Source organism: Alteromonas gracilis, assembly GCF_043642145.1.
GTDB lineage: Bacteria > Pseudomonadota > Gammaproteobacteria > Enterobacterales > Alteromonadaceae > Alteromonas > Alteromonas gracilis_B.
Window position 1 is genome coordinate 272,691 of the sequence record NZ_JBHZRZ010000003.1, and the last position, 20,729, is coordinate 293,419.

Annotated in this window: 19 protein-coding genes; 5 read left to right on the forward strand and 14 right to left on the reverse strand. The window is 42.6% G+C overall.

The genetic code is table 11. From position 1 onward, the window contains the following. Positions 1 to 18 precede the first annotated feature (18 nt). The 6 genes from ACHUFN_RS08140 to ACHUFN_RS08165 form a co-directional block, all read right to left on the reverse strand. Entirely contained in the window at positions 19 to 1,539 is a 1,521-nt protein-coding gene (locus ACHUFN_RS08140) for a peptide MFS transporter (RefSeq protein WP_394221843.1), read from the reverse strand. Between the two features lie 211 nt (positions 1,540 to 1,750). Next, on the reverse strand, positions 1,751 to 2,869 hold the full coding sequence (locus ACHUFN_RS08145; RefSeq protein WP_394221844.1) for a KpsE/RkpR family capsule polysaccharide export protein: 1,119 nt from the start codon (positions 2,867 to 2,869) through the stop codon (positions 1,751 to 1,753). An 11-nt stretch (positions 2,870 to 2,880) separates the two neighbouring features. Then, positions 2,881 to 3,555: an ABC transporter ATP-binding protein gene (locus tag ACHUFN_RS08150; protein WP_394221845.1), complete on the reverse strand. Its 675-nt coding sequence runs from the start codon at positions 3,553 to 3,555 to the stop codon at positions 2,881 to 2,883. Continuing rightward, positions 3,552 to 4,331, reverse strand: a complete 780-nt coding sequence (locus tag ACHUFN_RS08155) for an ABC transporter permease (RefSeq protein WP_394221846.1) — start codon at positions 4,329 to 4,331, stop codon at positions 3,552 to 3,554. Before ACHUFN_RS08155 ends, ACHUFN_RS08150 begins: the two co-directional genes overlap by 4 nt. Positions 4,332 to 4,333: 2 nt before the next feature. Then, on the reverse strand, positions 4,334 to 6,166 hold the full coding sequence (locus tag ACHUFN_RS08160) for a polysaccharide biosynthesis/export family protein (RefSeq protein WP_394221847.1): 1,833 nt from the start codon (positions 6,164 to 6,166) through the stop codon (positions 4,334 to 4,336). Between the two features lie 4 nt (positions 6,167 to 6,170). Then, positions 6,171 to 6,566 carry a hypothetical protein gene (locus ACHUFN_RS08165; RefSeq protein WP_394221848.1) on the reverse strand — a complete coding sequence of 132 codons (396 nt, stop codon included), beginning with the start codon at positions 6,564 to 6,566 and terminating at the stop codon, positions 6,171 to 6,173. 490 nt (positions 6,567 to 7,056) lie between these two features. Between ACHUFN_RS08165 and wecA the strand changes: the two genes are divergently transcribed. The 4 genes from wecA to galU all read left to right on the forward strand — a co-directional run bounded on the left by wecA (position 7,057) and on the right by galU (position 11,158). After that, positions 7,057 to 8,118: a UDP-N-acetylglucosamine--undecaprenyl-phosphate N-acetylglucosaminephosphotransferase gene (wecA, locus tag ACHUFN_RS08170; RefSeq protein WP_394221849.1), complete on the forward strand. Its 1,062-nt coding sequence runs from the start codon at positions 7,057 to 7,059 to the stop codon at positions 8,116 to 8,118. A 112-nt stretch (positions 8,119 to 8,230) separates the two neighbouring features. Next, positions 8,231 to 9,118: a glycosyltransferase gene (locus ACHUFN_RS08175; protein ID WP_394221850.1), complete on the forward strand. Its 888-nt coding sequence runs from the start codon at positions 8,231 to 8,233 to the stop codon at positions 9,116 to 9,118. Then, complete coding sequence (locus ACHUFN_RS08180; RefSeq protein WP_394221852.1) at positions 9,115 to 10,005, forward strand: glycosyltransferase family 2 protein; 891 nt, start codon at positions 9,115 to 9,117, stop codon at positions 10,003 to 10,005. The genes ACHUFN_RS08175 and ACHUFN_RS08180 overlap by 4 nt, the downstream gene beginning before the upstream one ends. 259 nt (positions 10,006 to 10,264) lie before the next feature. Continuing rightward, on the forward strand, positions 10,265 to 11,158 hold the full coding sequence (gene galU, locus ACHUFN_RS08185) for a UTP--glucose-1-phosphate uridylyltransferase GalU (RefSeq protein ID WP_394221853.1): 894 nt from the start codon (positions 10,265 to 10,267) through the stop codon (positions 11,156 to 11,158). A 142-nt stretch (positions 11,159 to 11,300) separates the two neighbouring features. Here the strand turns inward: galU and ACHUFN_RS08190 are convergent, their stop codons facing one another. The 7 genes from ACHUFN_RS08190 to queF form a co-directional block, all read right to left on the reverse strand. Further along, a complete protein-coding gene (locus ACHUFN_RS08190; protein WP_394221854.1) occupies positions 11,301 to 11,615 on the reverse strand; it encodes a ComEA family DNA-binding protein in 315 nt (104 codons plus the stop codon). Positions 11,616 to 11,974: 359 nt separating this feature from the next. Then, entirely contained in the window at positions 11,975 to 12,982 is a 1,008-nt protein-coding gene (locus tag ACHUFN_RS08195) for an isocitrate dehydrogenase (RefSeq protein ID WP_012517475.1), read from the reverse strand. Positions 12,983 to 13,228: 246 nt separating this feature from the next. After that, positions 13,229 to 14,839, reverse strand: a complete 1,611-nt coding sequence (locus ACHUFN_RS08200; protein ID WP_394221855.1) for a histidine kinase — start codon at positions 14,837 to 14,839, stop codon at positions 13,229 to 13,231. 11 nt (positions 14,840 to 14,850) lie between these two features. Continuing rightward, on the reverse strand, positions 14,851 to 15,225 hold the full coding sequence (locus ACHUFN_RS08205; protein WP_269918820.1) for a DUF3192 domain-containing protein: 375 nt from the start codon (positions 15,223 to 15,225) through the stop codon (positions 14,851 to 14,853). Between the two features lie 231 nt (positions 15,226 to 15,456). Beyond that, positions 15,457 to 16,839, reverse strand: a complete 1,383-nt coding sequence (gene ppnN, locus ACHUFN_RS08210) for a nucleotide 5'-monophosphate nucleosidase PpnN (RefSeq protein WP_394221856.1) — start codon at positions 16,837 to 16,839, stop codon at positions 15,457 to 15,459. 14 nt (positions 16,840 to 16,853) lie between these two features. Continuing rightward, on the reverse strand, positions 16,854 to 18,407 hold the full coding sequence (locus ACHUFN_RS08215; RefSeq protein WP_394221857.1) for a GGDEF domain-containing protein: 1,554 nt from the start codon (positions 18,405 to 18,407) through the stop codon (positions 16,854 to 16,856). 76 nt (positions 18,408 to 18,483) lie between these two features. Next, complete coding sequence (gene queF / locus ACHUFN_RS08220; RefSeq protein ID WP_394221858.1) at positions 18,484 to 19,347, reverse strand: NADPH-dependent 7-cyano-7-deazaguanine reductase QueF; 864 nt, start codon at positions 19,345 to 19,347, stop codon at positions 18,484 to 18,486. Between the two features lie 149 nt (positions 19,348 to 19,496). Here queF and syd point away from each other — a divergent pair, with 149 nt between their 5' ends. After that, positions 19,497 to 20,042 (forward strand): SecY-interacting protein, encoded by a 546-nt coding sequence (gene syd / locus ACHUFN_RS08225; protein WP_394221859.1) that lies wholly within the window; start codon positions 19,497 to 19,499, stop codon positions 20,040 to 20,042. Between the two features lie 104 nt (positions 20,043 to 20,146). Here syd and ACHUFN_RS08230 read toward each other — a convergent pair whose 3' ends face one another. After that, a complete protein-coding gene (locus ACHUFN_RS08230; protein WP_394221860.1) occupies positions 20,147 to 20,356 on the reverse strand; it encodes a hypothetical protein in 210 nt (69 codons plus the stop codon). Positions 20,357 to 20,729: the final 373 nt, after the last annotated feature.

Here is a 20,729-nt window from a genome sequence, read left to right on the forward strand (position 1 = left end):
AAACATGCTAACCACAATTTACGCTTTTTGCTCTATGCCTGCTTTTTCCCAAAAGCGAGATTTAAAGCTCATCAACCCAATTACAATAGCAATGGCAATGCTGAATAAAGCAATTTGCAGATAAAGGTCTGGCATTTGTTCAACATTTTCAGGGTCGAAGTTGCCTGATAGAAGACCTGCAATGATGTTACCGATAGAGTACGTCAATACGAATACACCCATCATTTGCCCCGCAAAACGCTTAGGTGACAGCTTACTTACTGCACTTAGCGCTACTGGGCTTAGGCAAAGCTCGCCGACAGTGTGTAAGAAGTAAGTGGTAACAAGCCACATAGGTGCAACTTTAAGGCCTTGCGCGGCGTATTGAGACGCCATAAACATGACCAAGAAGCCTGATGCCATAATGACAATACCAATAGCGCATTTAATGGTGTAAGACGGATCGATCATTCGCTTCGCTAGGTTTATCCAAAGTGCGGCGAAAAACGGCGATAAGATAATGATGAACAGCGAGTTAGAAAGCTGGAACCAAACAGTTGGAATTGCATCCATTCCGAACCAAGATGTAAGTAGCGAGCCGCTTTCAAGAGCACGGTCGGTATAGTTCTGTGCGAATAAGTTAAGTGAAGAGCCAGCTTGTTCAAAGCCTGACCAGAAACACGCTGAGGCAACACACACTAAAAATAGTGCCCACATGCGTTTCTTCTCGTTGTCGCTCAACTCGCCTTTGAAGTAGATAAAGCCAAAGTAAAGGAAGAAGATAACGGTAAATGCTACTGCAACCTGTTGGGCCAATACCACAGGCTCAATAACAATCGTGCCCATGTGTGCTAGAACAATCACTACAATTGCAAGCGCAAGTACGGCAAATACCGCGGTCCACGCACGCTGCTTAGCCGCACCTTGGTAAGGGTTTGCAGGTGCAACAGATTCAGCAGAAAGTGAACGATTGCTGAAGTAGTACTGGATAAGACCGATAGCCATACCGATGGCTGCAGCGCCAAACGCATAGTGCCAGCCCCAGTTCTCTTGAAGGTAACCTGTAACTAGGTACGCGATAAGCGAGCCGATGTTGATACCCATGTAATACAATGCGTATCCACTGTCTCGACGGCCGTCATCGTCGCCATATTGCTGCCCAACCATGGCTGAAATGTTTGGCTTAAGTAAGCCCGTACCCGAAGCAACAAGGATAAGGCCGACAAAGAAAAGGTTCTGTAAATCGATAGCAAGAACAACGTGGCCTGCGAAAATAATTAAGCCGCCATACCATACGGCTTTTTTGCCGCCAATTAAGCGGTCAGCGAGCCAACCACCCGGCAAGCCTAAGAAGTATACCGCGCCTGTGTATAGGCCGTATATTGCACCAGCCGTTGCTACAGTAAAACCTAATCCTTGCGTTTGTAAGCTTGCTGTCATGAAAAGAACAAGTAGCGCGCGCATACCGTAATAACTCATGCGCTCCCACATTTCTGTAAAGAATAGCGTTCTCAGGCCCCCTGGATGACCAAAAAAGCTAGTATCGTTAGATGGTTTCATAATTATATTTTAATTCCACATTGCTTATGGTTGTTATTGTAGAGCACTTATTGTTTAGGCTCTTTGATAGTAGTCCGTAGCGGATAGCTTCTTATACTAGAGCTAGCTTAAAGACACAAGATTTGGGCGATAAACTTCACTAAAGTGGTGTCAATCGGCTAAGTCTTAAGCTGCTTAGCCGATATCCGTTCAGTATGTTAACTCGCGTTGATTAAAGCTCGCGGATTGTCGCAACAACGATTCTTACAATGCCGTAAATAAGAAGCAGCGAAACACCGAATAAAACAAGGTTGTAGATTACCGTTGGATACGCATTGTCATCTGGCAGAGTAGGCGACTCTACCGTAACTAAATGCTGAAGTTTTTGGTACGCTTCAACGCGCGCATTTTCTAAAGTGATGAGAGACGATGAATACGCTTGAATAGCGAGCTGTAGCTGAACTTGAAGGTTACTGTACTGCGCCATTAGCTCGCTTACAGAAAGAGCTTCACTTTCTCCTTCTGCAGTACTTATACGTTCCTTTTGCTTTTCCACTTCTTTTTGAAGCGCTGTAATTTCGCGTTTGATGTTTATGATTTCAGGTGCAACGTTCGACATCATGGTTGACATGGTGCTTAGCTCCGCTCTTTTCTGGGCAAGCGTAGCTTGCAAAGAAAATGCAATTTGCTGAAAAGCTGCACCTTCAGCAGAAGGGTCAAGAACGTTATACTCAGATTGAAAGCTTAATATCTCGGTTTTAGCTTGCTGCAGCTTTTGCTCAACAATTTCATGTTCACCTTTTGCAAAGGAAAGTTTTGATTTCGCAAGGTTGTTATTGATGTTGTTGATAAATTCTTCAGCTTTTTGAACGATAGCTTGGTTGATGACTTGCGCGTATTCAGCGTCAAAAGCCCGGGTGCGCAAACTTATAACAGAAGACGTCGAATCGACGCTTACTTCTACATGGTCAAGATAAAACTGATAAAAGTCTTCTTGTTTATGCGAAGGTGAAAGACCGCTAAAGACGTCGGCTTTGTCCGACATGTAGTGCTTACGTAGCTCGATAGTTTCATCAAGATACTTGATCATGTCAGCAGACTGAATGTACGCTTCTACCAACTGACTTTCCGTGCCGCCTGAAACTCCAGAAACACCTGCTGCCATTAGCAGTGATGATGGGTCAAAGCTACTGCCACCTTCGCTCGATTTAACAATCAGTTGGCTCTGACTTTCATATTGTGGAGCAGCCCAAAGTATAAGGTATATGGCGTAGAGGAACCATGGGAGCGCGAGCAGAAGCATTTTATGCTTACTGAGGAGGGCGTTAAGCTTTGTGAGAGATTTTTCCACTGTGATAAAACCTATTTGAGTAATTTCTTATTGTCTGCGTCTTGGGTGTACATGTCGATGCCTTCTTCGAGATCGTGATAATAAGTAAGCTTGCCTTCATCAATAATAACCGCAGATGTACAGAACTCGCGAATTTGGTCGAGTTCATGGCTAACCATAATCACTCCAGCTTGTTCACTTTTTTCCTTGAGTGAAAGACGTGCTTTTTTTCTAAAAAGTGGGTCGCCAACCGATGTTGCTTCGTCGATAAGATAAATATCAAAGTTAATGTTCATACAGCAGGCAAACACTAGCTTTGCACGCATCCCGGAAGAGTAATTTTTAACAGGTAGATCAAAGCGCTTACCTAACTCAGCGAACTTCTGCACTTTTTCTTCATATTCAGGAAGGGATTCAACGTTATTAATTCTACCAACGAATCGCGTATTCTCGCGTCCCGTCATTTGGGGATGAACCCCCGTTTGAAGGGCGACAGGCCAAGACATTGATTTGTTTGTTAAAACACGACCGCTGTCAGGGTATTCGCTTTTGGCTAGCATCCTAAAAAGGGTTGATTTACCTGCGCCATTTTTGCCGAGAATGGCAACGTTGTTTTCTGTAGGGAAATCAAAATTTAAATTCTTGAAGATATATTGAGGACCCAATTTGCTTGGGTAGCTCTTGGTTAAATTCTCAATTCTTATCATCTAGACAGCACCCTCTTCCAAGTTATGTGGTACATCGAAAGGCTAAGAAATAGTGTAGAGATGGTTACGATAACAAAAAACTGCAGAGACACCCCTTTATTACCGTAGGATTCAAAGAATGAGTAGCGTACAAGTTCGTTGAAATGAACCAACGGATTCCAAGTTAGATAGGGCCAATACTCTTCAGGTATATCTTGCAGACTAAAAAAAACGCATGAGATAAACATAAGCGGCCGAACCATCAAAGACTTTACTTTGTCTACTTCAGGTACAAAGGCTGCTGCTATAGCGAAAATTAGCCCGAAAGAAATTGAAAATATTCCCAACATTAAACAAAGAAAAATAAATAAAAGAGGATCGAAGATCTCAAAGGTTAAATCCATTAGATAGAGAACTAGGGCCAGAAGAAGGCCTACAACAACTTTTATTGAGTACTCCAAAAACCCTGACGTTATTACTGCAGACATTGGTTGGACTTGCCTGAACGCGTAAAGAGGCGAATTGCGCTTGATAGATGTTGAAACTTTCTGAAAGATTTTCGTAAATGACTGAAGCCCCATCAGACCCACCATCATGAAAACGAAAATAGGGATAGTGTGAACATCTCCACCAGTTATTCGCCCTCGTAAGAACGAGAGCGCCAATATAAAGCTGAGTGGCTCAAGAAAGGCCCAACCCAACCCAAACTTATCATTGAACTTACTTTGAAGCTCCCGCAGGAAAAGCGCAAAAATCACATTTCGCCATGTGTAGAGCTGGTCTTTGAACGCTACCATGCCTAGTCAGTTATCACATTGGCGGCAACAGCAATTTGAAACACAATTTGAGTAATGTCTTTCACTGCTTGAAGTAATTTAGTGTCTATCGCTGCTAAAACGATAATCTGATCGCCTGGTTCAAGCTTATTCTCATCGTTTGATAAGAAAGAGCTGTTCAAGCTTGTAAAGGTAACATTACCGTTTTTACGGAGAATAAGGATCCGCTCATCTTCGGCTCGCTCAGTAAAGCCACCGGCCCATGCGATATAATCTTCGGCTGTTGCTTCTGGGTTGAACACAACTGCTTGAGGAAGCAAGACCTCTCCACCTACATGAACCAAGTCAGTCACTTCAGGTATGACAATGGTATCGTTTGGCTCTAACAGTATGTTTGCAATGTCACCGTTTTCAGAAACGACAACTCTACCCTGAGGCTCTACTTGTCGGGCCCGCGCAATAAAGTCGGCAACTAACTGAGCCTCTTGCGCTCGGATTGTTCCTTCACCTGTTGAGCTAATTGGAGCAGTGTACATACTCCGTTCTAGGCGCTGTAACCCTTCTTCTATAATTTCTTTTTGCTTAACGGCAACGCTCTCTCTTAAAAGGTAGATATTTTGTGTATCAGACAAGGCAGTGTCTGCTTCAATATGATCTAATACATCAATTAGGCGAGTACCTTTGTCAACCATTACCTGTGAAGCACCAGCAAAAGCGCCCGCAACGTTGATGCGATAAATTTGTGGTTCATAGTCAGCCAAATATTCAACTGTATCACCAGCGCTTAAAGGAAGAGATGCAAATTCCTCTAGGTCTAAATAACGAGCAAATTGTTTATTGTTTCTCACACCAGAAACAGATGCATGAGACGCGAACTCACCTGGACGAGCAAAATAATTTACAACGCCACCATTAAGCTCTTCGTTTAGAAACTCAAACGTGAAACTATTGCGAGCGCCCGTCTCAACAACAATAGTGTTGCCAATTGGGTGCACTAAAATGGTATCGCCATCTTTAAACGATAATTGAGGAAGCTTACCGCTTCTAAAAAATGCATATAAATCGGCGGTGGCAACCACTTCTCCATTGCGGACAACATCTATTTGTCTGAAGCTGCCTCGTCTGAAGTCTATGCCCCCAGCGCGTTTTAAATAATAAAGTACGCTGTCTGAAGCGAGGCCAGCATACTGCCCAGGTCTTAATACTGGTCCAGATACAAAAATAGAAACAGGTGTTGAAGTTAAAAGGTTGACGTAAACATTTACGTCTGAAGTGTATACTTGCCTAATTTTGGCTGTAACCGTTTGATTGACGCTTCCAGCAGGCGTATTGGCAACACGTATAGGACCAATGTTAGGAATAAAAATGTTCCCTTGGTTATCAACGGTAACTACATCGGAAAAATTTACTGCGCCCCACAACCAAATTGAAATTTTATCACCAGGTGCAACTAGGTAATTATCGTTAAGGCCTGTACTGCGTTCGGATTCAAAACCGCCTATGAACAAATTTGCAGCGAAAGGCGGGTTTTCCATAGGCGCTTGCGCTGGAAACACAGTGTCGATTGTAGGCTCGCCGGGCAAATTCACACCATTTCGCGGCTGCGTAGAAAATTGCCCCGTAGTGTTAGTCGAACTGCTAGCGCCAGGAAGTGTTCGTTGTGTTGAAATGCTAAGCGGAGATACAGACGGGGCTGATACACCGCTACTCTGCGCTTGTTGGGCCCTTTCTCTTAATTGTTGTAACTGTTCTACACTCTGGGCTGTAGAGTAGCTTGTAAATAAGCTTAATATTGAAGAGGTACAAACTGCCAGAGCCAAAACTTTTAGGTTTTTTCGTATATCCATAAACTTCATTGAACTAATTACCTTGCGCCGTAGCAGACGCAACTAATGGAGTTATAACTCGCCATTGGCCGTTTCGTTGACACGTCGTCAGTTTGCGTTGCGCTTGCGAATCTGTCTCGGTTTTTTGTAATGAAAACCGAATACACTTGTTGCCTGTCGCAGAGATGTAATGCTTTGACGTTTCATATTGATAGCCGTTAAAGCGTATTAAAAACGACTCTTGCGTATCATGATAAATATTGGCTTTTGGAATATTTATTGCAATCTCTTCTTCTGGTGCAAGCGAATAAGCAAGAGAAGAATGCACCAAAGGAATGTCGGCTTGTGTGACTCTAGGGCTACTTGTGCACCCGACTAACCCTATCGTAGCTAAGATAGGCATAAGGAGACCTGATAATTGTTTGAACATTAGCTTTCATATCCATATAGCAATTTCGCGCTAGGATAACATAAGTTTTGAAAAAAGCATGTTTGCTATCGCACTTGCTATAATGTTTGATTCACTATCAAGACCCCGAAGGTCTGTACAAGTTCACGAATGGTTTTAATTTAATTCCTGGTGCTCAGGGAACAATCATACAGCGCACTTGCGTTTCATTATAAAGTTATGTTGACGATGAGCTGAAAGTTGCGAGAGCACTAACAAGATTTCTAGGCGAGAGGCACAATTTAATGTGTTTTGGACGTTATTTCTGCGAATAGGGTGGTTACTTGTACAAATGTCTTATAATATAGCAGCGTTTTCTAATCGCATATTCATTACAAGATGTCCTCATCGCGCTGGAAAAAAATGGAAGCTGTAAAAAAATGGAAGCGAGATTTATTTCTTTATCAAAATTTATATGTGCACTGACTATTAAGAAAATTGTAAAAGTCGGTGACGCGAGGTTGTGTGTTTTATGCTAGCTTATTTGCAGTTTGTCCCACTTTTCACTGCATTTTTTGTTGCGCTTATTCTTTTAGTGGTCATGACACCACTGGCCCATCAATTTGGTTTAGTCGACCAGCCTTCCGCAAGGAAGAGGCACGCAGGAATTGTTCCGCTGACAGGCGGCGTCGCTATTTTTATGGCAGTACTTGTAGCTAGCGTCGCCACGGATGTGTGGATGAAGAATAACCCCCTCTTTTTTACGGCTTCTGCATTTGTCGTATTGCTAGGCATGCTTGATGATAGATTCGACCTCAGTGCTAAAGGGCGTTTGATGTGTCAATTTGGTGTGGCAGCTATCATGGCGTGGAGTGCGCAAAACTATGTCACCTCATTAGGGAATATTTTTGGCACGGGCGAAGTCTTCCTCGACCTTGGCGGTTATTTCTTTACGATTATTTGTGTGGTAGGCGTTATTAACGCTTTCAATATGATTGACGGAATTGATGGCCTAGCAGGCGGAATGAGCCTTGTGATTTTGCTAACCGTGGCCGGTTTTTTGATTTTTACCGGTAATGGCGCCTCTATTATGGAACCCCTCATTATCGTGGCTGCAATTGTCCCCTTCTTAGCATTCAATCTGAGTTGGAAAGGGTTCAAAGGCAACAAAATATTTATGGGTGATGCAGGTAGTATGTTTGTTGGCCTTACTATCGTTTGGTTGCTTGTAGACCACACCCAAGGCGACACTGCGGCGTTTAGACCTATTACAGCGGTTTGGTTAGTGGGACTTCCCTTGATGGATATGGCGGCCATAATGTATCGCCGTGCTCGAAAGGGACAGTCGATGCTTAAACCTGACCGTCAGCATCTTCACAATATCTTTATGAGAGCGGGTTTAAGTAGTCGAAAATCACTGCTAGCCATTTTGATGCTTGGTGCGTGCTATTGCCTAATTGGTATTTTGGGTGAAGTGTATCAAATTGCTGAAGCTGTTATGTTTTGGGGCTTCATTGGCTTACTGGTGGTATACAGTTTGGTAATTCAGCACATTTGGAGCGTTCTACGCTTCGTTAAACGAATCACAGCATAGTTTATTTAAATTAATGGCAGACTACACAAATTCTCTGTAACATATCTTGTGAATAACGGCGCCGTAAAGGGCGCCTTTATTTTCATTGTTACTTTTTGCGCTGGTAATTTTCTTGATAAATCAATTCCAAATTCTTCACAACAACAATCAAAAACAGCACGTTGAATCAATTGTCGCTATGGCGGTTTATCAAGCTGACAACGCTAAATGGCTGAGTGAAGCTATAGATAGTATTGTCAGTCAGTCTTACTCGAACTTTCTTTTTGTCATTGTGACTGATGGTCCTGTACCGCAGAGCATTACGAGTGTTTTGATAAAAGCGGCCAATAAAGATAACAGAATCGTGTTGGCTGAAAATAGCCTTAATGTTGGGCTAGCGAATTGTATGAACTCTGTAGTTGAATTCGGCATGCAATTTAATCCTTCCTTCTTTGTTAGGATGGACGCAGATGACATTTCAGAAGAAAACCGGCTTTTAAGACAGATAACTTATCTTAAGAAACATAGCAATATATCAGTGCTGGGTTCTGCGCTAACCGAAATCAACGAAAATGGCTTTAAGGTAGGAGCTCGAGTCATGCCTGCCTCGCATAGGCAAATTGTACGCATTTTGCCGCGAAGGTGTTCACTTAACCATCCAACGGTAGTCATTCGCTATGATGTATTTAATGACGGGCATCGCTACAACGGAGATTTGTTAAATACACAAGACTATTTCTTCTGGATCACGTTGGCATCGAAAGGCTACATATTCAGGAATTTAAAAGATCGTCTCTTAAAATTTAGGCGAGTTAATAATTTCTACAAACGTCGAGGCTTGAGTAAATCGCTTAACGAGTTCAAAGCGCGGATATATGCTATAACGAAGCTTAAACAATTTTCGCCTTATAACTTTTTTTATGCATGCGGTGTCTTGTCTTTGCGTTTAATGCCAGGGAAAGTGGTAAAATTAGCTTACAAAGTTGATAGGCATTTACTTGAAAGGTTTGGTAAACATTGAGTGTCGGTATTGTTGTAATTCTGTTTAATCCAGATTTAAAACACGTTAGTGAACTCATCAAAAACTTTAGTGGGCCAGATTGGGATATCATCCTGGTCGATAATTCTCTATCAAGCCACCAAGTCTTAGCCACAGAAAACGTTACTTATCTTCACTGCTCAGAAAATGTAGGAATTGCTGAAGCCCAAAACATAGGTTTGAAAACGTTGTTTGATAAGGGAATTGAATATTCGTTTCTTTTGGATCAAGACAGCCTGTTCTCCACGGATATAGCGCACGAGTTAATAAAGCAGTTTTCAACTCTAGAAGCGCAGCGCCCTATTGCAGCGATTGGACCCTCTATATATTGCCAGTTTTCTGAGTGTATCGAGCAAGGTGCACTTCAAAAAGGAAAGCAAGTGTCTGAAGATTTAAAGGAAGTTAAACAAATTATCGCATCGGGCATGCTTGTTTCTCGACACGCCTTTAAGACAATAGGCGAAAAAGAAAGCGAATTATTCATTGATGGTGTGGATCACGAATGGTGTTGGCGAGCACGGGCGAAGGGCATGGCAATCTATCAATCCTTAAGTGCCTGTATGCCACACCGACAAGGTGACGATAGAGTTAAGGTATACGGTTTGACTTTCAAGCAAGGCGCACCAATCAGGCTGTACTATCAATTCCGTAATGTACTTATCCTTGCCCGTCGCAGCTATGTACCATTTTATTGGAAGCTTCGTCATGTTTGTGCAATACCAGTGCGTTATTTTGTCAATAGGTACTATTTCGAGCAGGGAAAAGCACGGGGTAGATTTATGCGTGAAGGGCTAAGGGATGGGATTAGACAAATTACAGGTCCTCGCCATAAAGTTGCCCATAAAAGTGTGAAAAAAAGCGACACTTAATGTGAAGTAATAAGCAGTATCGAGTATTAGCTCTTTCACTATTTTGGTGCATTAGATATTATTTATCCCTAATTTTGTGCTCTATTCGATGGATTTGAACCAAATTGCCCACTTTCAATACACTTGCGCTCTAAAAAAGGTAATTGGAACATCGATTGCATTAGCCATAAGAACAAAAAATTTAATTCAGCTTAAAAAGTGAAAGGCTACTGAAAGTCTATTTGGGCGTGTATTTAGGATTTAAAAAAGGATATTAACTATGAGTCAGGTTAAAAAAGCGGTTATTCCTGTAGCCGGTCTTGGGACAAGAATGCTTCCGGCGACGAAAGCGATACCTAAAGAGATGTTGCCAGTGGTTGATAAGCCGCTGATTCAATACGTAGTTAGTGAGTGTGTTGCCGCTGGATTAAAAGAAATTATATTAGTAACACACGCTAGTAAAAACAGTATAGAAAACCACTTTGATACCTCTTTTGAACTTGAAGCAACGCTAGAGAAGCGTGTAAAACGTCAGCTATTAGAGGAAGTTCAATCGATTTGTCCAAAAGACGTGACCATCATGCACATCCGTCAAGGTGTTGCGAATGGTTTGGGTCATGCTGTGTTGTGCGCGCGCCCTCTCATTGGAGATGCGCCTTTCGCTGTAGTGCTGCCTGACGTGATCATAGATGATGCAGCAAGTAACCCAAAGAAAGACAACCTTGCAGATATGGTAGCTAAGTTTAACACTAGCCGTGTAAGTCAGGTTATGGTTGAGCAAGTACCAGAAGAAGAAATTTCTAAATTTGGTATCGCTGATTTAGATGGGGCCGCTATTGCACCTGGCGAGTCAGCTAAAATCCATAAGATGGTGGAAAAGCCGCCTCGTGATGAAGCGCCGTCTGACTTGGCCGTAGTAGGTAGATACGTTTTATCTGAAAAGATTTGGGACCTACTAGAATTCACACCTCCTGGTGCTGGCGGTGAGGTTCAACTTACCGATGCGATTGACGCGTTGATGAAGCTTGAACAAGTAGATGCCTACTATATGAAAGGCAAGAGTCACGATTGTGGAAGTAAATTGGGCTATATGAAGGCGAACGTGGAATACGCATTGCGCCATCCTGCTTTAGGTGATGAATTTAAAGAATACTTGGCCTCTGTATTAAAGTAGCAAGGCAGAGTAGGGAATTCAGCCCTTTAGTTTATAAAAATGCGCCGTTCGGCGCATTTTTTGTGGGTAATTGACTATCGTTAAACGTTAGTGCCGAATTTGGCTTGCGCCACATAATCGGCTAGCTTCTTACCTACAACTGTTATTTCACTACCACGTAGCTCTCGATTTTACTCAGCATTTTCTCGCCGATGCCTTTTACTTGCGTGAGTTGAGCAACTTCAAGAAAAGGGCCTACTTCTTCACGGTATTTAACAATAGCTTTTGCTTTAGACTGTCCAACGCCTGGCAATGCTACAAGTTGCTCCACCGTGGCATTGTTTAAGTCGATAAGTTGCTGTGCATGCAAGCTTGTGCCGGCTGACTCGGTCTCTCGAGCGGTTTCTTGGGCGCTAACAGCTGGAATTTGAACGGCTAACGCTGATAATACTAATAAACCTGAAACTAATTTCTTCATTATCTTTCCTTGCTTGTTGTGCTAAAGATTTTTGCCTTGTTTGGCCGTATGCTTTAGCGGTCTGAGTGTTGTTAACGAGTACACAAAGCGCACTGACTTTTATAACCTTATCGTGCTTCTTGTGGCTTAATTACCAAGTCGCCTAGGCTGCTATTCATTTTCTGTAAGGTGAAAGTCATAAAGCTCAGCACACTTTAATTGGTACATATGAAATGATAATTGCGAATGAAAAAAGGGGTAGTCCAGTTTTAGTACAGTTTGTGAAGAGCGCCTTCACTTTCAAGTTGACATAAAAAAAGCGGGCCATAAGCCCGCTTCAATCAGAAGTTAATACTTCAAACGCTCAATGTGATTACGTCTTAAAGACGGTCTAGAAGCGCCTGAGTGAACTCAGTTGTACCTGCTTCACCACCTAGGTCACGAGTAGTGCGGTCGCCAGACTCAATCACGTCTTTCAATGCTGCGCGAATTTTTTCTGCCTTGTCACCCATGTTTAGGTATTCAAGCATTTGAGCTGCAGCCAAAACTACTGAAGTAGGGTTAGCTAGATTTTTGCCAGCGATGTCTGGTGCGCTGCCGTGAACGGCTTCAAAAATTGCACAGTCTTCACCGATGTTCGCGCCAGGTGCCATACCTAGACCACCAACAAGACCCGCGCACAGGTCAGAAAGGATGTCACCGAACAGGTTAGTCGTAACAATAACGTCGAACTGATGCGGGTTCATAACTAGCTGCATACAGCAGTTATCAACAATCATCTCTGCTGATTCGATGTCTGGGTAGCGCTCACCAACTTCACGTGCAACTTTAAGGAATAAACCCGACGTTGACTTAAGAATGTTAGCTTTGTGAACTGCAGTTACTTTTTTACGACCTTCACGACGAGCCAATTCATAAGCGAATGTTACGATTTTTTCAGCACCGTCACGAGTAATTTTACTCATTGCTTCAGCTTCGTTACCGTCTTCTGATACAACTTGGCCTAGGCCCGAGTACATACCCTGCGTATTTTCACGAACGGTAATGATATCAATATCTTCGTAACGAGCTTTCGTTCCCTTGAAAGACATAACTGGGCGAAGGTTCGCGTACAGCTTGAACTGCTTGCGAAGGCTTACGTTGATAGAGGTAAAACCTTCACCTACTGGAGTAGTGAGAGGACCTTTAAGCGCAACTTTGTTTTTTGCGATCAGGTCTAGTGTTTCTTGAGGTAGAAGCTCGCCATGTTCTTCCAGTGCGACTAAACCAGCGTCGGCGTAGTCATAGGCAAAGTCACAGCCAACCTTATCAAGAATTTTTGTGGTTGCATCGATAATATCCGGGCCAATGCCGTCACCGCGAATGACTGTAATACGTTGCTGAGTCATGTGGAGGGATCCTCTGGTAATTCTGTTGTCAAAATCGTTAGGTTTAATCAGTTTTGTTTGGTACGAGATGTGCCAAACTCTGCATGCTTTCTTATTATAATGGAAATTGTAGGGAAAAAGAGAAAAGCGCTGCAAAAGTTGCCGTATTTTATACGATAGCCGGCGCAAGTTATAGCCATTCGTCAGGATAAATTTGGTTGTGCGCTAAAAAACAATGAATTTTTTACTAGCGCTAAACGATTAAATTTATAGCGCCAACGGACAAAAAAGAAGTACCGTATTTGTATCCAAAGCATCGAGCACATCATCATGACGTATCTTTAAAATGTTAAGCATTGATTTTATGTCGATGCTCTGCAAGGCTGAAAACATGTCACGGTTAAACAAGCACATTTTTGCAAGAGCAAAACTCAATACTAAGATTGTTTGTTCTTTTCGAAGTGAGTTTGGTACTTCGCTGCTTGGCTTACCACATTGATGGATAGCGGCTCGCCATGTCGAACTCTGGTGCCAGCTTCCGGCTAACTCAGTAGCGATCGCAAGCCATGGCGTGTCGGACTTTACTTTAAACGCACTATTAATAGATACAATTTTAGCGTGATCTACCGGTAAGGTTTGGGAAATCTTTAGCCCAGGAAGCGTGAATAGCGGAGAGCAGACAAAAGTCATGGTGAGTGCCGCTGATTGAGGTGTGAATTTTGACTCGACTATCTGAGCAAAATGACTAGCAAAAGAGCAAGCTAGCAAAGTAATCTGCTTGCACATAGCCATAAGCGGAAACTGATTCTGTGTTAATCGTTCTAATAGTGCAAACTGCACGAGCATGTCGCCAACACGTTCAATCCCATAGGTTAATACGGCTTGTTTAATGCTCTTTACGGGAAGTTGAAGTCGGTTATCTTGACTGGCTGTATGCAGCAAAAAATGATTGAAAGTCGGTACCAGCTCAATTTTGTCACACAACTCACTAATATCTACATCACGTTTTTGCAACTCATCTATTATGGTCAGTAATGCTTTTGGCGGATGTTGTATCGCAAATGTGAAGGGGAGAAACGGGGTTCCTCCTCGATTTATTCTCGCAGTGGCGGTGTCTGTGTATAGGGCGATGTAATGATCAAAAGATAACGTCAAAGAACTTGGAAAGCTTATGGAGGATACCGAAACCCACTTACCGTCGTCGTCTTCGTCGCTAAGCATGAATACAAATCCATGATTTTGCTGGATATCTACAAGAGCGCCAGGTACACCATTGGCATAAACTTTAGCACCAGGCAGCGGACGCTCAAATAGTGTTGTCAACGGCGAAAAATAGTGTCTATGATGTGCGGGAAGGCGACACACAATCTGTGAAAAAAGAGGGCCGTAATTTTCTTTTTTAACATTTGTGGCAAAGATACTAGAAAAAAGACATAACCGTTGAGCTAAACTAAGCCTAATGTCGGCGATGTAATTAGCTTTTTTTTCAGACCTCAAAGCCTTTTGTAGTTTTATTGTATCTATCCAAATAGATAAATTGTGTTTACGTAAAAAACGAATCACATTAACTGTATTATCGCGTGGCGCATCACTCTCAGCCAGCCAAAAAGTGGCTAGTAGCGATGCAAGAAGATGCTGTAAGTAATGGTCATTCAATCGGCACAGCTTTCCAAACAGCGCAAGATGCAAAAGTTGCTGTGTTTCAGAAGGTAAGCTGTTGTCGATATGTAACGTGGAAGCAGCAATCGCGGGGTTGGCATTAACTAGCGTCAGTATTCGTTTAGCGTTTTTTAACCAGTGATTGATACGTTGCTCAACAGAAAGCGATGCATCGCCTTGATTTACAAGTCGCTCAAGCGTGGAAATGATGTTGGTCACTCCCCATCCTTTTAACTTTTCTGGTAACTGGAGTAGGCCCCTTCACCCCACGCAATTAATTTGTCATTCTCAAAGAGCAGTGGTGTGCACTCGTCTTGTGTTGTCAAACCGTCTGCGCGAACGTGCTGTGTTCTAAAAAACATAACCTGAATGGCGGTGGCACCTTGTCGCTTGGCCTCAGTGATATCTGGAGAACCAAGAAGTGCGAGAACTTCCTCTCTTGTGCTGCCTAATTTTAATTTAGTGATTTGAACGCGGTTGTATTCCTCACGGTCTTTCCAATCCATGTTTTCGGGCTTGTCAGGATAAAAAGCGATAACCATAAAAACAAACACCGCATATAGTGCGACGCCAGCTAAAATTAGACGAATAACCTTGGTGTTCATGACCGTTACTTCTCGTTTCTCTATATTCGAATGTCTGTAAAACGCGCTAGCGTAATCAGAGGGCATTGCCATTTTGATACTAGCAAAAGGCCATCATGCCTCAATTCGAGCATTGAACAAGAAAACTCGATGCTCGCAACATTCATTTAATAAACAATATACAATTATAGTGTACCGCAAAACGTCTACTAAACATAAGTAGTAAACGTAAGCAAATGCGTCAGTTTAAATTCAATTACTATTTATCGCTTTTTTCTGGCTTTTCACTATGTAGCAAGGCTCGTAAGCAGTGCCTGGTAGCTTCATTCTATGTTGTTTCACGAAAGATTCCAGTAAGGTATCGACCTTATCCATTAACGTGCTGTCACCAGTTAGCTCAAATGGTCCATGCTTCTTAATTTGTGCGATCCCCTCGGCTTTCACATTTCCAGCGACTATCCCTGAAAATGCCTTGCGTAAATTTGCGGCAAGATTGCTTTTACTTTGTTCTAGATGAAGTTGAAGTGCAGCCATGCTGTCATGGGAGGGAATGAAAGGCTGTTGAAAGTCTTGTTCAATTTTTAGTGACCAATTGAAGCTAAATGCGTCGCCCATGGCGCCTCTAAACTTTTTCACTTTTTCGAGTTGCTTGCTCATACTGCGAGCAACTTCCTCTGGGTCGTCTACTATTATCTGATATTTAGACTGTGCCTCGATGCCCAATGTTGCGCCAACAAATGCATCGATAGCTTCAAAGTACTCTTCACTGCCCGCTGGGCCGGTTAAAATAACTGGGAATGGCTGCTGAGCATTGCGCTCATTCATCAAAATACCAAGCAAATACAGTAGTTCTTCTGCAGTGCCAACGCCGCCCGGAAATACAATAATTCCATGCCCTAATCTTACGAAAGCTTCTAAACGCTTTTCGATATCTGGCATGATGATAAGTTCATTAACAATGGCGTTCGGCGGCTCGGCAGCAATAATACTCGGTTCTGAAATTCCGATGTAACGGCCTGATTTATGACGCTGCTTAGCGTGACCAATGGTTGCTCCTTTCATTGGACCTTTCATTGCGCCAGGGCCACAACCTGTGCAGATGTTCATGTCGCGAAGACCAAGTTGGTAGCCCACTTCCTTGGTGTATTTGTACTCGACTTGGTTTATGGAGTGCCCACCCCAGCATACAACGGTATTTACGTTGTTGTTTCCTTCTAGTGCTTTGGCATGGCGTAACATATCGAAAACCATGTCCGTTATTTCGTTGCCTTCCGCTGGCGCAGTTTGATGAAGAAATGCGTACTTGTTACCCATGTAAAGCAGGTCGCGAAGCACAGCGAATAGGTGCTCGTGAACACCGCGCACTAGCTTTTCGTCGACAAAAGCCACTTCCGGTGGGTTAACTAGTTCAATTTTAACGCCTCGTTCACGTCGGATAAGCTTAATTTCGAAGCTTTCGTATGGGGCAAAAAGTGCTTCAAAATTGTCTTCATCTACGCCGCTGTTTAGTACTGCAAGACAGCAGTTTCTGAACATCGCGAAGAGTTCACTATTAGTGGCATCTTGAAGGCGAGAAACTTCCACCTGAGATAATTGGCTCATCCAGCCAACAGGGTTTAACTGCACTTTCTTCATACATCTACATCCTATTAGTCAGTGCTTAAATCAGTGACAACAAGATTGCGGCCGTTTCGCTTAGCTTTGTAAAGGTATTCATCGGCGCGTTCGAACACTGTTTCAGTGTTATCGTCTTTGCTAAAGCACGTTGCGCCAAAAGAAGCAGTAACTTTTACTTTTTCTTTTTTAAATTTAAACGGCATCTCGGCAAGCTTAGTTCGAACCTTATTAAGCTTTTTATCAACTTCTGCCATCTCTGATTCAGACAGCAACATGACAAACTCCTCTCCTCCCCATCTTGCAATAAAATCGTCTTCTGAAAGGCTTTGTTTCAAAAACTTGCTAACTACTTGAAGGGTCTTGTCACCAGCAGCATGACCAAATCTATCGTTTATGGATTTAAAGTGATCAATATCGACAACCGCCACGGCGAGGGAATCTCCCTTAGACTTAAAGTTAGCATATGCTGCTTCTAGCTTCTCGTTATATGCCTGCCTATTGGGAAGGCGTGTAAGCGGATCTGTTCGGCTTTGCATAGCCTGCTCTGCTAACTTTTTCTTATAAACACTGGTCTGCTGCTGTAGCCTCTCAATTCGCGACTGCATGGAAGACAACATGGACATCAGTGCATCTTGGCCCTGTTGGTCATTGCTTTGTTGTTCGCTTAACGTCGTCACTAGCTTTTCAACGCAAAATTGAGTCTGCTCTTTTAGTGATTCCAAAGAGTCGCTCTCTGAAACCGCTTCTTCAATATGGCTAATGTGGCGCTTAAGTTGCTCATTACCAGCTTGTCGTTGTTCAAATTGAGCCTGACTGCCTTCTATGGTGTGGCTAACATCACTATTAACTTTGCTCAAAGAGCGATGAAGGCTTTGTATCACCTTACCTGTCAAGCTAGCTTCTGACATGGCGTCTTGAACAATCATACGTAAAATCACGACACAGCTTTTAAGCAATTGGTCTTCGCTCATGCCCTCATCAAGGCGCTGCTTAATGTCATTTAACTGCTGATCGTTGGGCTTCTTTTGAGCATAAGAAGTAATTAATTGATTTAGTTCGACTAATATCGAACGATAATGTGGATTTTCATCTTTCAACGAGCGATCTGTAGCGTCGTCGTTCTTAGTTGGTGCACCCTCAATTGACTCGGTAGGCGCACCACCAACCATTTTTTTGTTAAAAGCAATACGATGGATGGCTAGCGCTTTTGCATAAAGTTTATAAATACTAAAGATATCGCCTGGCGGTTGATTTAGCTTAATCAATTCCTGTGTTGCTAACCCTTTTAATTCATCATCCTCAAATACATACTTTTGCAGATGTTTCATGGCGTCTTCCAACGACGACAAAGTATCAGCACTGTACTTTCGAAGGGTTTTTTCTTGGTGTTGCAATGAGTTGTTGAGCTTTTCAATGCTAACAGCGGCAAGGCTAAAGTTTGGTGTGCCAGACAGGTGGCCCCGTAGCACTTTAAGTTCGGTATCTATTTTATCTGAGAAGCCCTCATAAAAAGCTGAGAGCTTGACAATAAACTGACAAAGAAGCGCGTTATTGTTCTTAAGGGATTGTAATTGTTTTGCTTCCATAATCTCGTCTTTGGTCTAATTCGCTTTTACAGCCGCGGCTTAGCTAGCTTCTTTTCTTTTTTACTTCACCGTTTCATTACTGACGTGCTTGACGATGATTGGCATACGGGGCTTCAAAATTTGAACGGAAAGGGTTGATGTCTAATCCACCTCGGCGCGTGTAGCGAGCGCATACAGTCAGATTTTTGGGCTGACAATGATGCATTATGTCGTTGTATATTCGCTCGACACACTGTTCGTGAAATTCATTGTGTTGCCTAAAGCTAATTAGATATTTCAATAGTCCTTCATGCTCAATAGCTTTTCCTTCATACCTAATCTGAATACTAGCCCAATCTGGCTGACTTGTGATCAAACAATTAGATTTAAGTAGATGAGAAACAAGCGTCTCTGTCACTTCTTTACTGTCTTTTGGAGCAACGGATAAATATTGGGTGTTAGGAGAATATTGCTCAATATCTATGTCGAGGTTATCTAGTAGCGTACCCTCAAACTCTTTAAATTGTAGCGAAGAAAATTGCTGCGGTAAGATCAGCTTTACTTCAACAGGCTCACCTGCACACGCAGATAAATCCGCTTGAAGCACTTTTTGTACTTCATCTGCAGAGGAGAATTTCGTTTGATTGAAGCTATTTAAATACAACTTAAATGATTTGGACTCAATCAGGTTTTCAGATGTGATGGGAACATGGCACTCTAAAATAGCGACATTCGGCTTTCCTTTCGGATTTAGCCAAGAGAGTTCATATCCTGTCCACGTGTCTATGCCGTCAAAAGGAAGGGCTGAACCCGTTAGCTGCAGTGTGTCACGGCTAAGGCTGCGCGGAACACCTTGCAACAAGCTTGGGTTGTACTCGAATTCATAGTCAACCTGTTTACCCAAAGAGAGGTCATCAGGTGCGGTGATAATAATTTTTTCAGGTGAGTTGTCAGTCGACATAAAAACCTTTTATCGTTTTACTAAATAGCCCCAAGGGTTGTGCATGGCAATCGGGAAATCAGCTCTAGTCGCAATCTTCCACAAGCCCTAGTATTGACTTAACTGTTTAGTCATATAGTGTACCCCAAAAATACGAAGGTAACGTCATAATGGCTCTAACAATTTCAGCACAATTAGATAAATTTGTATCATCTTATGTCGAACAAGCGAAAGGTGACGGCCTTAAAATAGCGTTTGATAGCGCATGGCCATCATTATGCTATGAAGACACAGCACAAGACGGTGAATTTGTTAGGTGGTCTCCCAAGCGCCAGAGTCCGCCTCTTTCTTTTACGAATGTTGAAGAAGCGTTGTCCTTAACTCTCAACTCAGATTACTGCCAATATTTCACGCGCTACTATAGCGACAACTTAAAAGCTATGGCACCTCAAGGCCAATGTGAACTACTTCAAGTGTTCAATAGCGAGGACTTCGAACGATTACAGCAAAACCTAATTGGTCATTTATTGATGAAACAAAGGCTTAAGCAAACACCAACACTATTTTTTGGGCTAACGGACGAGGATGACTTCATTCTATCGGTAATTAACGAAAGTGGTGAAGTTGCACTTGAGCAAGTGGGTAGGGAACCGTCACAGATTCTTGCTCCATCTCTCGCGGCATTTGTTGAGCAATTGACTCCTGTAGGTAACTAGGGCGTATTGAACAGTTTTGATTTAACCCGCAAGATTTTCAAATGTGGATGTTGCCTTAACGTTGCATAGGCCGTTCTATAAATACATAGAAAAGGCCAATGTACCTATTGATGCCCACCAATTATCAGTTGCAGAGCTCGTTTAAGCTCTGCAACTTCCTTCTCTAGTATGTCGACTCGGGCTTGCAGCTTATTGTGTGGATTTGGTTGTGAAGTAGTGTCGTTTTGTTCTTCTTTATCACCGACAGTCGCATTCAGGTTTGGCTTATCAGCGTTGAAGCGCTTTATAGCTTCAATTGCTTCGGTGACTGACACTTTGAATGGCGCCTTTGCGCGTAAAATCCCAACTGAAGGGGTTTTTCCTTCTTTATGCATTTGAAGACACAAGATATGTAACTGTTGTAAGTTCGAATTACCCATAATGGCGATGTGATCCAATGTAGTGATTGTCTTCAGTGTAACTTGTTCATATAGTCAATTTCACCAATAAGTTACTAATTTCGCTATCTGTAAAGTGTGTTGAAATGTCGGCTTTGAGTAAATGTCATAAAAATCAGCATCTTAATTTTTTGGCCCCAATCTTGTTTACTTTGTAATTAATTAAGTTCTGACACTTATATTGCAGGGTTTAAAGCTCGATGTATGGGGAGCGATTCAGTGTTCATTCACACTGAAGCGGCCATACTTT

What these genes read in the sequence shown, in the direction of transcription:
- ACHUFN_RS08215 (WP_394221857.1), bottom strand. Translation starts at nt 18,407, where the DNA reads ATGGAAGCAAAACAATTACAATCCCTTAAGAACAATAACGCGCTTCTT.
- ACHUFN_RS08140 (WP_394221843.1), bottom strand. Translation starts at nt 1,539, where the DNA reads ATGAAACCATCTAACGATACTAGCTTTTTTGGTCATCCAGGGGGCCTG.
- wecA (WP_394221849.1), top strand. Translation starts at nt 7,057, where the DNA reads ATGCTAGCTTATTTGCAGTTTGTCCCACTTTTCACTGCATTTTTTGTT.
- ACHUFN_RS08195 (WP_012517475.1), bottom strand. Translation starts at nt 12,982, where the DNA reads ATGACTCAGCAACGTATTACAGTCATTCGCGGTGACGGCATTGGCCCG.
- syd (WP_394221859.1), top strand. Translation starts at nt 19,497, where the DNA reads ATGGCTCTAACAATTTCAGCACAATTAGATAAATTTGTATCATCTTAT.
- ACHUFN_RS08155 (WP_394221846.1), bottom strand. Translation starts at nt 4,331, where the DNA reads ATGGTAGCGTTCAAAGACCAGCTCTACACATGGCGAAATGTGATTTTT.
- ACHUFN_RS08205 (WP_269918820.1), bottom strand. Translation starts at nt 15,225, where the DNA reads ATGAACACCAAGGTTATTCGTCTAATTTTAGCTGGCGTCGCACTATAT.
- ACHUFN_RS08160 (WP_394221847.1), bottom strand. Translation starts at nt 6,166, where the DNA reads ATGAAGTTTATGGATATACGAAAAAACCTAAAAGTTTTGGCTCTGGCA.
- ACHUFN_RS08190 (WP_394221854.1), bottom strand. Translation starts at nt 11,615, where the DNA reads ATGAAGAAATTAGTTTCAGGTTTATTAGTATTATCAGCGTTAGCCGTT.
- ppnN (WP_394221856.1), bottom strand. Translation starts at nt 16,839, where the DNA reads ATGAAGAAAGTGCAGTTAAACCCTGTTGGCTGGATGAGCCAATTATCT.
- ACHUFN_RS08165 (WP_394221848.1), bottom strand. Translation starts at nt 6,566, where the DNA reads ATGTTCAAACAATTATCAGGTCTCCTTATGCCTATCTTAGCTACGATA.
- queF (WP_394221858.1), bottom strand. Translation starts at nt 19,347, where the DNA reads ATGTCGACTGACAACTCACCTGAAAAAATTATTATCACCGCACCTGAT.
- galU (WP_394221853.1), top strand. Translation starts at nt 10,265, where the DNA reads ATGAGTCAGGTTAAAAAAGCGGTTATTCCTGTAGCCGGTCTTGGGACA.
- ACHUFN_RS08150 (WP_394221845.1), bottom strand. Translation starts at nt 3,555, where the DNA reads ATGATAAGAATTGAGAATTTAACCAAGAGCTACCCAAGCAAATTGGGT.